This window comes from Bacillus cereus ATCC 14579, assembly GCF_000007825.1.
Classification (GTDB): domain Bacteria; phylum Bacillota; class Bacilli; order Bacillales; family Bacillaceae_G; genus Bacillus_A; species Bacillus_A cereus.
The window spans coordinates 1,589,117-1,602,693 of sequence record NC_004722.1 but is presented as its reverse complement, the minus strand read 5'-3'; the positions used below and the strand labels follow the sequence as shown (position 1 = coordinate 1,602,693).

The window sequence follows — 13,577 nt, the reverse complement described above, 5'->3', positions numbered from 1 at the left end:
AAATAAGACCTCTTATGCAGAGGCCTTATACTATATGCTGTATCGCTTCAACGATATCATCAAATTGGAAACTATCCGATCGACCTTGCTTTAAAAATGTATTTATGCCTTCTACTTTATTTTTACATTCAAAAATATAAGCATTTTCTTCATTTTCTTGAATCGTTCCTAGCTTAAAATACAATTCATTTTCTTTATAAATTGATAAAATCTTTCTCATTTCATTTGCAAGTTGCCAATGATGTGGCGAAACAATTTCTTCCATAATCCTACTTACTGAATCTAATACTGAAATTGCAGGATAATGACTAAGCGTTGCAAGCTCACGCTTTAATACGATATGTCCATCTAAAATACCACGTGCTAAATCTGGTACAGGACCATTTAAATCGTCCCCATCAACAAGCACCGTATAAATACCTGTTATAGATCCCTTTTGTGTTTTTCCGGAACGCTCTAACAACTTCTTCATATAACTTTCCATTAACAGTGTTTTACCACCAATCGGTAACTCTTTAACAGCAATATCAACACTTCTTCGTGCATCGGCAAAACGAGTAACAGAGTCCATCATAAGTAATACGTTATTGCCTTGATCACGGAAGTATTCAGCAATAGACGTTGCAAGTTTCGCTGCACGAAGTTGCATAAGGTGACTTTCATCTGACGTCGCTACAACAACGACGCTTTTTCGCATCCCTTCCTCGCCTAACTCTTTTCGAATAAAGTCTTTTACTTCCCGGCCACGTTCTCCTACTAAACTAATAACGTTTATATCAGCTTTTGCATTTTTTGCTATCATTCCAAGTAAAGTTGATTTACCAACACCTGACCCAGCAAAAATACCAATCTTTTGACCGATACCAATTGTTAGCATAGAATCAATTGATTTTATTCCTGTTTCAAATACATCGGTAATCTCTTCACGTTCAAATGCATGTATAGGCGGTGCATCTAGTTTTATTTTCTGTAATGGAATGTTTTCAGCTTCCTCATTTAACACTTCACCATTTGCACTTAACACTTTTCCGAGCAAGTGATTACCACGTGGTACAACAACATCTTCTGAAACTAGTGTCACTGAATCTCCATAACATACTTTTTCTGTCTGTTCAAATGGAAGTAGCATATTATTTTCTTTTTCAATGGCAATCACTTCACATAAGACGTTATGTTCTCCAACGAAGCAAACATCTCCGATCTTCGCTTTCGGCCCTTTTGCTACGAAAAACTGTTCTTGTACACTATGAACTTTGCCTACTTTCGTATACAGCGGTGTTTCAATGAACTTATTCCATTTTTCGTTCTCATTCATTAACAGGCGGCTCATACATTTTGCTCCTCAAATAACTTCTCTTCTTCCCATTTCTGACGAAGTTTCGCAAATATAGGTGCAAATTTAAATTCAAAGAACTCTTTCTCTTCTTCCAGAACAAATTCACCAAACTGCAGGGAGAAATCATATTTCCATTCTACTAATTGTAGTAACCAATATTCTTTCGTATTCTCCTTCTCTTCTTGAATACGTTCAAACGTTTCTGGATGTACTGTAATGATTAATTTTTCAAACGAAGTTGGCAATGTTTGCACGATGCCAGTTAAAATAGGTAGCACATCAAGCAATCGTGAATCTACCGCTTGATTCACGATTTTTTCTGCTAAATGAAATGATTGATCCCATAATAACTCTGTCCATTCATATGCTATTTCTTGTTGTTCTTTTTGAAACTGCACACGCGCTGCTTCCATCTGTTCCATTTGTTCATGAATATGCATTTGAAATTGTTCTTTATCTTGTAATAACTGCTGACGCTCTCGTTCTAGCATTTGCTGCTCTTGCCTTAGCTGATTCATTTCCATATGTAATGATTCTTGCTGGGCGCGAAGCTCTGCATGATCTGCTTGTAATTCTTCCTCTTCTATTTGGACTGAAGCTGGTTTTGGAAATTGTAATTCATACGTTTCTTCAGAAAAAGAAACAGAATTCTTCGGAATTCTGTTTTTAAATAAGGACATCCTCTTCACCTCTTTGAACGATAATTCTTCCTTCTTTCTCTAGCTTTTTCACTGTACCAGTGATCGTTTGCTGCGCTTTTTCAGCATCCGTCATCTTAAGCGGTCCTAAGCCATCTAATTCTTCTAGAATCATCTCTTTACGGTTTGAAGACATACATGTAAATAATTTCTCTTTAATTTCTTCTTTTGCAATTTTAAGTGCTTTCGCAAGAACACCGTTATCTGTAATTTCTTCTAATACACGGCGAAGCGCAAGATCTTCAAGACCAAGTAAGTCTTCAAAGACAAACATATTTTCTTTAATTTTCTCAGATAACTCATAATCGACTTCATCCAGTTTTTGAAAGACTGTTTTTTCAACACCTCGTGAAACATTATTTAAAATGTTTACGATTGTTTTCAAGCCATCAGTTTTATTAATTGCACTAAATGCCATATTATTTAATTTCGTTTTTAACAACTCACCAATTTGATTAATTAATTCACCATCAACTTGTTCTAGTTTCGCAATACCCATTACCGTTTCTACTCGCTTATGATCTGGCAATCTCTCAATTAATTGAGACGCAAGTTGCGGTTTAATATAAGAAGCGATAATTGCAATTGTTTGTGGTGACTCATCATTAAGCACTGTAAGAAGTGGTTCTAAATCTGTAAGTGAATTTAAGAATTCAAATGGATTATCTTTGTTATACCAAAGGTCTTCCAATAATTTTTCCAGTTCGTCTTCTGGCATGTTTTTAAATATACGACGAATATACTCTTTATCTGGAGTGACTAAGTTCAATTCTTTTACATTTAGTTCATATAAGAACTCTCCTAGTACATTCTCTAACGTTTCTGGTTTATATACACGAAACTTCGCAATTTCACGAAGTAATACTTCTTTTTCCTCAGCTGTCATATATTCAATGACTTTTGCTGCCACCCCTTCGTCTAATGTACGAATGAGGATGGCAGCTTTTTCTTTGGAGGAGATTTCATCTAACATCGTTGTTCCTCCCTTACTGTCCGTTTAACCATTTTTTAATTACTTTTGCAGTACCTTCTACATGTTCTTTCGTAGCATCCTGCACTTGTTCATCTAACGTTGGTTCTTTCGGTTCTTCTGGTTCAGGTTTTGGCTCTGGCACTATTTTTTCTTCAGGAATTTCCAAGATACTTTCATTACTTGCAGCAATTTCATCTTCTGCTAAGTATTCTTCATATTCCTCTTCTTCTTTCTTTCTCTTACGTCTTGCTAATAAGAACCATACTAGACCACCGATTGCTAATAAGCCAGCTGTAATTCCACCGAATAACCACCAGTTCATACCACTTTTTTCTGGCTCTTTCTCTTTTTCAGCTTTCGGCTGATCGAACTGAACAGTTACAACGTTAACTTGACCATTTATAAAGTTACCGTTCGGATCAGCTTGAAGTCCTGCCGCTGTTCCAATTGCTTCTTTAAAAGTAGTCATATCAATTCTTCGTTTTACTAACGTATCATTATCTACCCATACAACAACATTTGTTTTCGTTAGTTCTGGGTGTTTCTTAATTGTTTCAACTGTTTTATCTATTTCATAGTTTTCGATTTTGTTGCCATTTTTATTATCGTAGACAACTTTACCATTTTGATTATTGTTCGTACCGTAGTTTGGCACTTCACCGTTCGCTGTAATACCAGCACCTTGCTTCGTATCTGCCCCTTCTTGCGCAGTAGAGCTTTCCTCTTGCTCTTGTTTACTACGAAGTACACCTTTATCACCATACTTCTCTGACTGACGTGTAACTTCATCGTAGTTTACAGATACTTTCGTATTCACTTTATATTCATTCGGTTTAAACATCGTCATTAACGTTGCATCAATATCTTGCTTTAATTTACCTTCAAGTTGGTGCTGCATCTCTACTTCTTTCTCATAAGAAGAGGAACTACTAGAATGTGCTTCATCTGCTCCTTTTGAGATAACACCTTTTTTACTATCAATAACACTTACTTCTTCTGCTTTCACACCAGGAACCGCTGCACTAATCATTTGCTGTATACCTGCAACTTGATCAGCTGTTAACAATTGTCCACGTTTCACTCCAACCGTAATCGCCGCTGTTCCTTTCGCTTTTTCTTCATCAAAAATTGTCTCTTTTTCAGGCAATGTAATTTGAACATTTGCCGTTTCAACTGTCGCAAAGTTTCTTACAATATCTTGTTCCAATTGCTTCTTCGTACCGACAATTTGCTTCATTTTTTTATCTTGTTCACTTGAACCGAGAGAGCTTTCTAATAAAATTTCTTCACCGCTTTTCGAATTAAACGGTAAGCCCATCCCATTCATTTCTTTTCGAACCCATGGAGCATCATTCTTTTGCACACGAATTGAACCATCGGCCGCTAATTGGTAATCGACACCTAACTTCGATAATTCTGCTGTAATCTCTTGTTTATCTGCATCATTTAAATTTTGATATACAACAACATATTTATCTGGCAAGGTGAAATATAAAAGTGCTCCTGTTACAATCGCTAAAAGCGCAGCACCGATTACTAACTTATGCCACGTTTTTAACGATTGGATAACATTTTTCATCTTTTCCATTTAAACACACCCGTCCACTTTCCTAAATTTGCATATTAATTAGTGACTTATAATTTTCAATAAGATTATCACGTACGAGAGCAGCCGTTTTCATTTGAGACTCAGCTTTCTTTTGCTGAATTAAAACGTCATGTGTTTCTCCTACCCCTTTAGTTAGTAAATCATATACTGCTGTTTGTGCATTGTTTTGTGTTTGATTCATATCTTCCAATAAATCAATAAACTTTTTCCCCTCAACTACAGATGTTTGAGAAGTTTTCGGTGCACCAATTGACTGAATTGCTCCAAATGGTTGTGTATGTAACATTGGTTGAATTTTCATATTACTATCTTCCCCCTTATCCTCGGCCGATTTCTAAATCTTTATCAAGCATTTTTTTATTCGCATTTAATACACTCGTATTCGCTTCATACATTTTTTGAGCAACCATTACATTCGTCATTTCAGCAGTTACATCAATATTAGGATAACGTACATATCCTTCTTCATTTGCGTGCGGATGCGTCGGATCATACACTAAATTTTCCGTTTTGTCTGCTTCAATACTTTTTATTTTTACTCCGTTAGTAGGAGCCCCATCTAGCATACTTGCAAAACTATTGTTTGATTCTAGCACCACACTACGACGCTCATATAAATCTGCCCCCGGAGCCGCCGGCGTATTTGCATTTACAATATTGTTAGAAGTAACTTGCATCCACTTTCTCGCTGTTGTTAGCCCTGAGCCACTTGCATTAATTGCCTGAAACATTCGTTGTCTCTCCTTCTACTTTTAACGTCCGCGTGCCGCTTGGTTAATTGCATATTGTGTATTAATTGCGTTAATTGAAATACCGTATAACTGATTTGCTTTCATTAAATCTAGCATTTCTGTCGTTACATCCACACTATTTCCGTCTTTATTCGTTTGCATTGATTTTGTTTGAATCTTTGCATATGTATTTTTCGTATTTACTGTCGGCAAGTGCATTTCATTCGTTTGATATAAATCTGGATTGCTCTTTAAATCAGCCGCATTGTTTTTATATAATGCACTACTTTTATTCATCTGCTCAGCAAATGTTACATCTTGTGCTTTATAGCCAGGTGTATTCGCATTTGCAATATTACTGGAAACAGTATTTCGTTTCGTTACTAAATAATTCATATAATGGCTTACATCACTCACTAAATCTGGCATATTCCACACCCTTCCTTTTCTAACGTAATGATCCACTGATAGAAGTTTCACTTCATTATTTATTTTCTTATATGCGTTTATTAAAATATTTACTATTATGTACCCTTACATATTTTATTCCATTTTTTCATTGTTGTCTTTAGAAAAATACAAAAATATAAAAAAAGAATGCAAAAAACTGTATACACATAGTAATCTATAGAACATTTCAATATATAAACTATAAACTAAAGTCCATTTTTCTATTATTTAGATTACTATTATTTTTTCATCACAGTCATAAAATGAAACCTCAATCAGCGGAGTTCTTTATGTAAACGAAGGAATAGACCCCCTTTTAAAAGGGGAATCTGTTTCCAGACGTTATTATTAATATTTACCGTAAAATGAATTAGCCTTCATTCGCCCATCATTTGCCATTATCATTTCTTCCAAAATCTTTTGCTTATCTCGAATGTGCTGTGCTGCCTTAATAATGAATGGGCTTACTTCTGCTGCAACTTGTGCACGTCTTTCTTCATCTAGTGTCATCATCCAGCGATTTAACATCTCACTCTTCTCAGCAAACTCTTCATCTGACACTTGTAATTCACCGATTTCATTAAAACAACTGACAAACGTTCGATAAATATCATTGTTCATTTTCAAGCGCTCCACGGTATCCATCTATTAAATCTTGTAACACTTGCACAATGGCATCAATGTCTTTTACTTCACGCGTGACTTTCATCGTTTGAATTTGAATGCTAATCCAATCATATAAACCAAATAAACTATCGTATAAATCTTTCGTAATATCAGGATTTAACTGGAGCTTCAACTCTTCAAATATACGTTCTAACTTTTCAAGAAGTTCATCACCATCTTGAAGTTTGAATGTATTTAAAAGTTCTTCCAATTTACGAAACTCAATGATGCATCTTTCATAAATAAATATTGTATTTTTAATTGGATTACTCGTCATAATATCATTTTGCATATAACGTTGCCATGCTTGCATACAATCACTTCCTCAGCTTTCATTAGTCATCACTTTTTGTTTTTGTCATTGCTTGAATTGTCTTCAACTGACTATCAAGCAATGCTAACTGACTTTCTAATTTTGCATATTTATCAATAATTGTTTTTTGTTTTTCCTTATTAACTGTATCAATATCTTGAATTTTTCTCTCTAAATCAGTTACTTGCTTTTCAATACTTTTAGAACGTTTCCCAATAATTCCTTCATCTCCAAATATCCCATCTAACTTTTTCTCTGTATCATGACCTAAACCATTTAAACCAAAGAAAAATTGTTTCGTAGATTCCGGATTCTCTTTAAAAGCTGTTTTTAATTTTTCTTCATCAAGAGTCATATTGCCTTTTTTATCAATTTGAATTCCAAAAGAAAATAAATACTTATCATCTTGGGAAAATTTAAAAATACCTGTCATTGCATTATTGATAGCAAATGACACATTACTCCCTTGCATTACTCCATTTTCTCCAGCAAATAAATCCAAACTTTTAACAGCCTTATTATACTCGTCTTTCATTTTTTTTATTAAATCTATTGAATTTTTTATATCAGAATCTTCAATAGTTAATTTTATTGGCTCTGTAGTTTCTTTTTCTAAATTAATGGTTAATCCTGGAATTGTATCAATCTTATTTGTTTTACTAGTTCCTTTTATTCCGTTTATTGTATACTCAGCATTTATTGCTCCTGTCACTTGATGTGCAACAACATTCGTTCCATCCGGATTTTTCGCAGAAGTAACTAACCCTATATTTTGTAAAAAACCATTGGCGCCATCCGTTAATTTCAGCTCTCCAGCTTCTCCTGCAGTAGTCGATGTGAAAAATAGTTGATCCCCTAATGTGTATACTGATGCACCATAATTCCCATTATTTATCTTATTGACAAGATCTTTATACGTCATATCTTTTGAGATTTTAACTTCTTTTCCATTTATCTGAAATACATCATCTACTCCAAGTTTTAAATCTAAACTAAACTTTTGCTCCATACTTTCAGGAGTTTTTGAAGGAGTAAGTGGAGCTGTAGTTATTTGATGTCTTTCAGCTACCCGTTCTACTGTAATCGTGTATGTTCCAGGAATTGCAGCAGCGTCTGCTTGTGCTTTCATAAAACCATCTTTGGATAAAGTTGTTTTCTTTTCATCACCTTTAAATGCGTATAAATCTTTGAACACTTGTACAAGATTTCCAAATTCTTTTTTCATGCTTGCATACACGTTTTTTTCATTTGTTAATGTTTGTTTTTGTGTAGTATAAGGTGATTTTTTCATTTCCAATGCTTGTAACTCTAAATCTACTAACTTCTTTGTATCTATTATGTTATTTCCTAAATTCCATATTTGTTGTCTGCCACCATAATCAGATATTGTTCCTGCCATATTTTTCACTCCTTATCATTTACATGTAATCTAAAATACTCGTTTTACTCATCGTACTAACAGCTTTTAATGTCGCTTCGTACGTTGCGTTTATATAAGCTAAATCAGAAATTGCGACCGCTAAATCAACATCCTCAATTTCTTTACGGTTTTCTTGAAGTGCTACATTTTGCTCACTTAAAATTGTTTTAAACGTCTCCATTGTGTTCATTGTTGAACCAACTTCAGTTGTACGGTTAATGATGCCATCTAAGTTTTGCTTATTTTCTTCTAATAACGGTTTTAATGCTTTTTGGTCACCGTTTTGCATCGCTTCACTCATCTGTTTTAACGTTTTTATAACAGGGGATAATAATGCTTCACCGTTACGGAACGCTTTGAATTCATAACCGTCATTTAGTTTCCAGTTCACATCATTTTTTCCACCCTGGTACGTACCATCTTCTGTAAATGGCAGATTTTCTGCACTATCACCACCGAAAATATAACGACCTTGTTCTTTTGTATTCGCTAAATAGACGACCTGTTTTAAAATTTGATCAATCTCTACACCAATAGCCTGCAATTCTTTTTCACTATTTGTACCATTTAACGCTTGTACTGTTAATTGGTCTGCTCTTGTTAAAGATTTCAAAACACCTTGTAAAGTATTTTCAGTTTGTGTTAATACATTTTTCGAATCCGCTATATCTTTCTGCATTTGCTCCATATTTGCCAATGAATGTTGAATCGCAAATGATTTACTTGCTGCAAGTGGATCTTCACTCATAAGAAGGTTTTTCTTCCCTGAGGTTACTTGATTTCGGTGGTATTGCTGTTGCACATTTAAATCCATCAACTGATTCTTTGCCCAGTTTGCATTTTGAAATGTAGATACTCTCATTTCTATCTCCTCCTTAAATATTTCCAATTACCAACTATACATGACTACTCCTTATCTAATAATCGAAAACAAACTATCAAACACTTCATTCATAGTAGTTATAGCTTTAGAATTCGCCACGAAGTATTTTTGGAAGGCCATTAAATTAACCATTTCTTCTTCCATATTTACGCCCTCGATGCTCATCTTTTCTTGCTGGATACCTTCTAATAAATCCTTATGAATATTTTGATATGCATTTACTGAACTTTTATCAGAGGCTACACCAACTAAAAATTGATCTAAGGCTTGCTTATATGTAAGTCCATCCTTATAGCCTTTATCTGTAATAGCCGCAAGGTTGTTGGCAGTTTCAGCCGAAATTTTCATTTTTGAAATATCTTTTATAAAATCAGGATTCAATTCAAGCTTCTTCGCATCTTCTCCTACAAAAAGCTCTTTCTTCATAGTATTATTCACTTGTTTTTTTAATGAATTTACAAACTCATTCAGATTATCTTTATAATTTGTAATCTTTGCTTTCGTATCAATTGCCGATAAAATTGTTCCACCACTTAATGGGATATCTGTTCCAGATATTTGTACAGACATTGGCTTTTTATCCTTCTGTAATTGAAGTGGGTATGTATCTTGACCATTTACAGTTAAAACACCATTCATCCTAACACTTGCAATATTAGGATTTGTAGCTTCATACGATACTTCTATATCTGCATACTTAGACATTTCTGTCATAATACGATCACGTTCATCTAATAGTTGATTTGGTACTTGTGTACCAGCTTGTCCAATTTTCTTGTTCGCTTCTGCTAAACTAGCAGCAAGTCGATTAAATTCATTAACATGCGCTTCAATATCTTCTGTCGTCTGTGCTTCCACTGTATCCAAGTTTTTCGCAAGACGACTTACTTGACTTGTGAACTTCCCCGTTTCAGCAATTAATGTATCGTAGTAATTTGATTGCTCCGGATTTTTTGCAACTTCACGAAAAGCATTGAAAAACCCATCCATTAAACTAGATAATGAATTTTTACCTGTCGTTCCTACCATAGACTCTACTCGCGACAAAGTAGAATTCATATATGCATAGTAAGAGAACTGTGACATTTGATCATTATATTGCTTTGTCTTCACTTCATCTGTAATACGATCAACACCTAACGTTTGTACACCATACCCTATTCTTTGTTCTGGTGCATACCCTTTACTCCCTCCAGCAGATTCGTAATTCACCATTTGACGAACATAACCTGGTGTATGAATATTAGACAAGTTTTGTTTCGTTGTTTGTAACCCCATTTGAGCCGCCAACATACCCGATAGCGGTGTATTATAATCAGATAATCTCATAAAGCTTCACTTCTCCTTTACAATAGTTCGTTCATAAAGATTTGCGAATTATTGTTTCGCTCTAAGTTATATTCAGAAACAGAATCCACAATACTTTCTGTAGTTTTTAATAGTACGTTTAAGTAATATTGATTTTTCAAAAGAATCATTTTTACATTCTCTTCTAATTCAGTTACGTTTTTTTGTAATTCACCCATTTTTTCAATTTCTTGTTGAGAAAAATACGAAAATAACGCACTTACACGAAACGATTCAACTCCTTGTTCTTTACAGAACTGAACAACCATTTCTTCAAATGAGCTTGATAACCCTTTTAAACCATCAATGTACTGCAATTGCTCTACTTGCAACTTTTGAACTGCATTTACATTTTTATTTTTTAAATTCTCATATATTTGCTCTCCAAGCGCTTGAATATTTTCATACGCTTTTTGAATAATAACGAGTTTTTCATATAATTGTATGTACATATAGCTTCCTTCCTTTTACAAGACTAAATTCACAATTAAACCATGGATTTCTCCAATTTGATTTAACATTTCTAAATGTCCTGTTTTCGTATTAATTAGATTCATCACATCTTCTAATTCATTCAATCCCATTTCTGCCTGTTTCACAATCGTCATTTTCTGTGAATATCCGTAACGTGGGTGACGAGACATGACATCTTTATACTGCAATACATTATCAACGTAGAAATTCAAAAATGATTTTACTGTGTTTTTGTATTCCATTACATTATCAAGCGTTAATTCCATTTCAATTTTCTCTTTAATTTCTCCAATATTATCGACAAACGCTTCCATTTGTTCTAGTAATTTATCTTTTTTCGGATCTGCATGCAAATTATCCGAAAATGCAAGTCCTGTCCTGACATTTGCTTCTTTCGGCATTTGAGTAGCAGGTGGTATATGCGATAAAATTGGATTATGCGAGATAGAACGTAGCATATATATCACCTATTTATTTTGTTATTTCTTCCTAAACTTAATCGTAAAATCCAGTTATTTATAATTATACTGTGAACAGTAATATTTTGCAGTTATTTTTTATAAAAGATATGTTACAATTTAGCATGAGGTGGCACAATTCTATGAATATTTTCCTTTGTGGTTCAAATCAATTAACAGCATTAGATCAAGAAGAAATTAAAAAATTTTTAACTGACTATGCTCACAAACATAAAATTTACATATTATGTTATAAATCTATTGAAAATGAGGTTCTTCGTTTTTTCGTTGAGAATGAAAGACTCGCTCAAAATTTATGCCTTTACACGCTGCAACCATTGCAAGCAATTACAGATGAATTCCAAGAAGTCGTTGATTACTTAAAAAAACACGGAGCCGAATATGTTGCTTTTGATCATCCTTCTGACTCCATTTACCGATCAGATTATATGTTTTTTGTTAAACAAATTATTGAAGACACTGATTTAGTTCTCTGTTTTTATAATGGGGACAAACATACATCTGTCATCCCTGTCGATGTTGCAAAAGAAGCAGGTATTGATGCTGTCATTTATGATTTACCAGGATTACATGAAAAGCAAATGAAAAAAAGCTTTGAACAAAAAATTCGTATGATGTAAAGGGGGAGGCACAATATCATTATTGTGCCCATTGTAAATATGATAATTGAACAAGATTATGATCATTTTATCGCGAGTTTTAAACAACAATTCAATATGGACATCGCTTCATATAAACAAGATAGAATGCGCCGTAGAATCGATGCTTTCATTTCGAGAAAAGGCTTCGAAAACTACACTAATTTTTTAAGCAAATTACGCGCTGATCAAAATTTATTTTTAAATTTTATTGACTATATTACAATTAACGTTTCAGAGTTTTTTAGAAATAAAGAACGATGGCAAACTTTAGAGTCGAAAGCACTACCAAAATTACTCGAACAAAATAGCGGAAAATTAAAGGTATGGAGTGCCGCTTGCGCTGCTGGTGAAGAACCGTATACACTCTCTTTAATTTTATCGAAGCATCTTGCTCCATTTCGTTTTGAAATTCAAGCAACAGATCTTGATTTTCATATTTTAGAAACCGCAAAACGCGGTCAATATACAGAACGTTCTTTAAAGGAATTACCTACTGATTTGAAAGAACGTCATTTCACAAAAGAGAATGATCTATATTCATTGCATCAAAACATTAAACAAAACGTCTCGTTTAAACAACATGACCTTTTAATGCAGTCATTCGATACAAATTATGATTTGATTATTTGTCGCAATGTAATGATATATTTCACAGAAGAAGCAAGAGTAAAACTTTACGAAAAATTTAGTCGTTCTTTACGAAAAGGCGGTGTACTATTTGTTGGTAGTACGGAACAAATTTTAACACCCGAACGTTACAATCTTCAGCGATTTGATACATTCTTCTACGAAAAAATATAAAAGAGGTCGTCACAATGGAGTGACGACCTTTTTACATAACTCGAATTAAAATAATACCAACAATCCATATAAAGAGAAAAAGAAGCGTCATAGACCATTTATGTTCTTGCATCGTTTGTTTCAATGCCTGTGATAATTGTGTCATGTTCATTTCCGCAAGCGCCCTCCATACACTTACATCCCGATCTTTAGCAATGCGGTCTGTAACACTAATTAAAATTGTTTCGTTAGACAATTTCGTTATATAAGCAGTAATAACCGTTACCATCAAATTTATATTTCCTTCTGAAGAATCACTTTCCACTCTAGAGATAAGTGCACTCACATCTAGTAACGGAATATGTACTTTTCTACCAAATGATAGTTGTACTTCAGCGAAATCATATGTTCCATCTAACAAAGGAAGTTCTTTTATATGAGCCTGCTTAACAAGCCCTTGTAGGCTTCTAATTACTTGTTCAAATATTTTTTCTGTTTGCTTTCCTTCTCCAGATAACGTGTGTAACTTTTTAAAAAGTTGTAACACTGTATCCATCTCTTTAGAAAGCATTTCCTTCATAATCTTTCCATCACTTAAACTTGCAAGTAAAATACCTATTTCATTATTTTTCGAAATAATTTTAGAATGTCCAGTAAACACTAAATTGCTACGCTTTCGTTCTTTCTGGATCTCATGCTCCGAAATAGCTACAGGCTGTTTTAATGGTTGTAACGCCTTATCTTCAATTGTCGTACGTTTAATCTCCATTTAAGCGC

The 13,577-nt window shown here is 33.9% G+C and carries 17 protein-coding genes; 2 read left to right on the top strand and 15 right to left on the bottom strand.

The genetic code is table 11. The features are described from left to right. Nucleotides 1-25: 25 nt before the first annotated feature. The 14 genes from fliI to BC_RS08130 form a co-directional block, all read right to left on the bottom strand. On the bottom strand, nucleotides 26-1,330 hold the full coding sequence (gene fliI / locus BC_RS08195; RefSeq protein WP_000088693.1) for a flagellar protein export ATPase FliI: 1,305 nt from the start codon (nucleotides 1,328-1,330) through the stop codon (nucleotides 26-28). Beyond that, complete coding sequence (locus tag BC_RS08190) at nucleotides 1,327-2,016, bottom strand: FliH/SctL family protein (protein ID WP_000051695.1); 690 nt, start codon at nucleotides 2,014-2,016, stop codon at nucleotides 1,327-1,329. The genes fliI and BC_RS08190 overlap by 4 nt, the downstream gene beginning before the upstream one ends. Next, nucleotides 2,003-3,007 carry a flagellar motor switch protein FliG gene (fliG, locus tag BC_RS08185; protein WP_000883356.1) on the bottom strand — a complete coding sequence of 335 codons (1,005 nt, stop codon included), beginning with the start codon at nucleotides 3,005-3,007 and terminating at the stop codon, nucleotides 2,003-2,005. The genes BC_RS08190 and fliG overlap by 14 nt, the downstream gene beginning before the upstream one ends. 13 nt (nucleotides 3,008-3,020) lie before the next feature. Further along, a complete protein-coding gene (locus BC_RS08180; RefSeq protein WP_000413931.1) occupies nucleotides 3,021-4,595 on the bottom strand; it encodes a flagellar M-ring protein FliF C-terminal domain-containing protein in 1,575 nt (524 codons plus the stop codon). Between the two features lie 22 nt (nucleotides 4,596-4,617). Beyond that, the gene (fliE, locus tag BC_RS08175) at nucleotides 4,618-4,917 is read right to left on the bottom strand and encodes a flagellar hook-basal body complex protein FliE (protein WP_000701672.1); all 300 of its coding nucleotides are present in this window, start codon (nucleotides 4,915-4,917) and stop codon (nucleotides 4,618-4,620) included. Nucleotides 4,918-4,933: 16 nt separating this feature from the next. Then, nucleotides 4,934-5,347 carry a flagellar basal body rod protein FlgC gene (flgC, locus tag BC_RS08170; protein ID WP_000484688.1) on the bottom strand — a complete coding sequence of 138 codons (414 nt, stop codon included), beginning with the start codon at nucleotides 5,345-5,347 and terminating at the stop codon, nucleotides 4,934-4,936. A 21-nt stretch (nucleotides 5,348-5,368) separates the two neighbouring features. Next, complete coding sequence (gene flgB, locus BC_RS08165) at nucleotides 5,369-5,827, bottom strand: flagellar basal body rod protein FlgB (RefSeq protein ID WP_370445031.1); 459 nt, start codon at nucleotides 5,825-5,827, stop codon at nucleotides 5,369-5,371. Nucleotides 5,828-6,145: 318 nt separating this feature from the next. Further along, nucleotides 6,146-6,418, bottom strand: a complete 273-nt coding sequence (locus BC_RS08160; protein WP_001058084.1) for a hypothetical protein — start codon at nucleotides 6,416-6,418, stop codon at nucleotides 6,146-6,148. Then, nucleotides 6,408-6,776 (bottom strand): flagellar export chaperone FliS, encoded by a 369-nt coding sequence (gene fliS, locus BC_RS08155; RefSeq protein WP_001149504.1) that lies wholly within the window; start codon nucleotides 6,774-6,776, stop codon nucleotides 6,408-6,410. Before fliS ends, BC_RS08160 begins: the two co-directional genes overlap by 11 nt. Before the next feature lie 22 nt (nucleotides 6,777-6,798). Next, entirely contained in the window at nucleotides 6,799-8,175 is a 1,377-nt protein-coding gene (locus tag BC_RS08150; RefSeq protein WP_000929221.1) for a flagellar hook-associated protein 2, read from the bottom strand. Nucleotides 8,176-8,194: 19 nt separating this feature from the next. Then, the gene (locus BC_RS08145) at nucleotides 8,195-9,058 is read right to left on the bottom strand and encodes a flagellar hook-associated protein 3 (RefSeq protein ID WP_001266408.1); all 864 of its coding nucleotides are present in this window, start codon (nucleotides 9,056-9,058) and stop codon (nucleotides 8,195-8,197) included. 51 nt (nucleotides 9,059-9,109) lie between these two features. Next, nucleotides 9,110-10,408, bottom strand: a complete 1,299-nt coding sequence (flgK, locus tag BC_RS08140) for a flagellar hook-associated protein FlgK (RefSeq protein ID WP_001239697.1) — start codon at nucleotides 10,406-10,408, stop codon at nucleotides 9,110-9,112. Nucleotides 10,409-10,425: 17 nt separating this feature from the next. Continuing rightward, nucleotides 10,426-10,878, bottom strand: coding sequence for a hypothetical protein (locus BC_RS08135; RefSeq protein WP_000275880.1), 453 nt, complete (start codon nucleotides 10,876-10,878; stop codon nucleotides 10,426-10,428). Nucleotides 10,879-10,893: 15 nt separating this feature from the next. Further along, complete coding sequence (locus BC_RS08130; RefSeq protein WP_000946323.1) at nucleotides 10,894-11,358, bottom strand: YaaR family protein; 465 nt, start codon at nucleotides 11,356-11,358, stop codon at nucleotides 10,894-10,896. A 143-nt stretch (nucleotides 11,359-11,501) separates the two neighbouring features. Between BC_RS08130 and BC_RS08125 the strand changes: the two genes are divergently transcribed. Then, the gene (locus BC_RS08125) at nucleotides 11,502-11,999 is read left to right on the top strand and encodes a flagellar motor switch protein FliG (protein ID WP_001020110.1); all 498 of its coding nucleotides are present in this window, start codon (nucleotides 11,502-11,504) and stop codon (nucleotides 11,997-11,999) included. A gap of 39 nt (nucleotides 12,000-12,038) precedes the next feature. Further along, complete coding sequence (cheR, locus tag BC_RS08120; RefSeq protein ID WP_000582882.1) at nucleotides 12,039-12,821, top strand: protein-glutamate O-methyltransferase CheR; 783 nt, start codon at nucleotides 12,039-12,041, stop codon at nucleotides 12,819-12,821. Nucleotides 12,822-12,852: 31 nt separating this feature from the next. Here the strand turns inward: cheR and BC_RS08115 are convergent, their stop codons facing one another. Further along, a complete protein-coding gene (locus BC_RS08115) occupies nucleotides 12,853-13,569 on the bottom strand; it encodes a hypothetical protein (protein WP_000403954.1) in 717 nt (238 codons plus the stop codon). Between the last annotated feature and the right edge of the window lie 8 nt (nucleotides 13,570-13,577).

Excerpts from the sequence above, each read along its gene's own strand:
- BC_RS08115 (WP_000403954.1), bottom strand. The coding sequence starts at position 13,569 with ATGGAGATTAAACGTACGACAATTGAAGATAAGGCGTTACAACCATTA.
- BC_RS08125 (WP_001020110.1), top strand. The coding sequence starts at position 11,502 with ATGAATATTTTCCTTTGTGGTTCAAATCAATTAACAGCATTAGATCAA.
- cheR (WP_000582882.1), top strand. The coding sequence starts at position 12,039 with ATGATAATTGAACAAGATTATGATCATTTTATCGCGAGTTTTAAACAA.
- flgK (WP_001239697.1), bottom strand. The coding sequence starts at position 10,408 with ATGAGATTATCTGATTATAATACACCGCTATCGGGTATGTTGGCGGCT.
- fliG (WP_000883356.1), bottom strand. The coding sequence starts at position 3,007 with ATGTTAGATGAAATCTCCTCCAAAGAAAAAGCTGCCATCCTCATTCGT.
- BC_RS08135 (WP_000275880.1), bottom strand. The coding sequence starts at position 10,878 with ATGTACATACAATTATATGAAAAACTCGTTATTATTCAAAAAGCGTAT.
- BC_RS08150 (WP_000929221.1), bottom strand. The coding sequence starts at position 8,175 with ATGGCAGGAACAATATCTGATTATGGTGGCAGACAACAAATATGGAAT.
- BC_RS08145 (WP_001266408.1), bottom strand. The coding sequence starts at position 9,058 with ATGAGAGTATCTACATTTCAAAATGCAAACTGGGCAAAGAATCAGTTG.
- fliI (WP_000088693.1), bottom strand. The coding sequence starts at position 1,330 with ATGAGCCGCCTGTTAATGAATGAGAACGAAAAATGGAATAAGTTCATT.
- BC_RS08180 (WP_000413931.1), bottom strand. The coding sequence starts at position 4,595 with ATGGAAAAGATGAAAAATGTTATCCAATCGTTAAAAACGTGGCATAAG.
- BC_RS08130 (WP_000946323.1), bottom strand. The coding sequence starts at position 11,358 with ATGCTACGTTCTATCTCGCATAATCCAATTTTATCGCATATACCACCT.
- fliE (WP_000701672.1), bottom strand. The coding sequence starts at position 4,917 with ATGAAAATTCAACCAATGTTACATACACAACCATTTGGAGCAATTCAG.
- BC_RS08160 (WP_001058084.1), bottom strand. The coding sequence starts at position 6,418 with ATGAACAATGATATTTATCGAACGTTTGTCAGTTGTTTTAATGAAATC.
- BC_RS08190 (WP_000051695.1), bottom strand. The coding sequence starts at position 2,016 with ATGTCCTTATTTAAAAACAGAATTCCGAAGAATTCTGTTTCTTTTTCT.
- fliS (WP_001149504.1), bottom strand. The coding sequence starts at position 6,776 with ATGCAAGCATGGCAACGTTATATGCAAAATGATATTATGACGAGTAAT.
- flgC (WP_000484688.1), bottom strand. The coding sequence starts at position 5,347 with ATGTTTCAGGCAATTAATGCAAGTGGCTCAGGGCTAACAACAGCGAGA.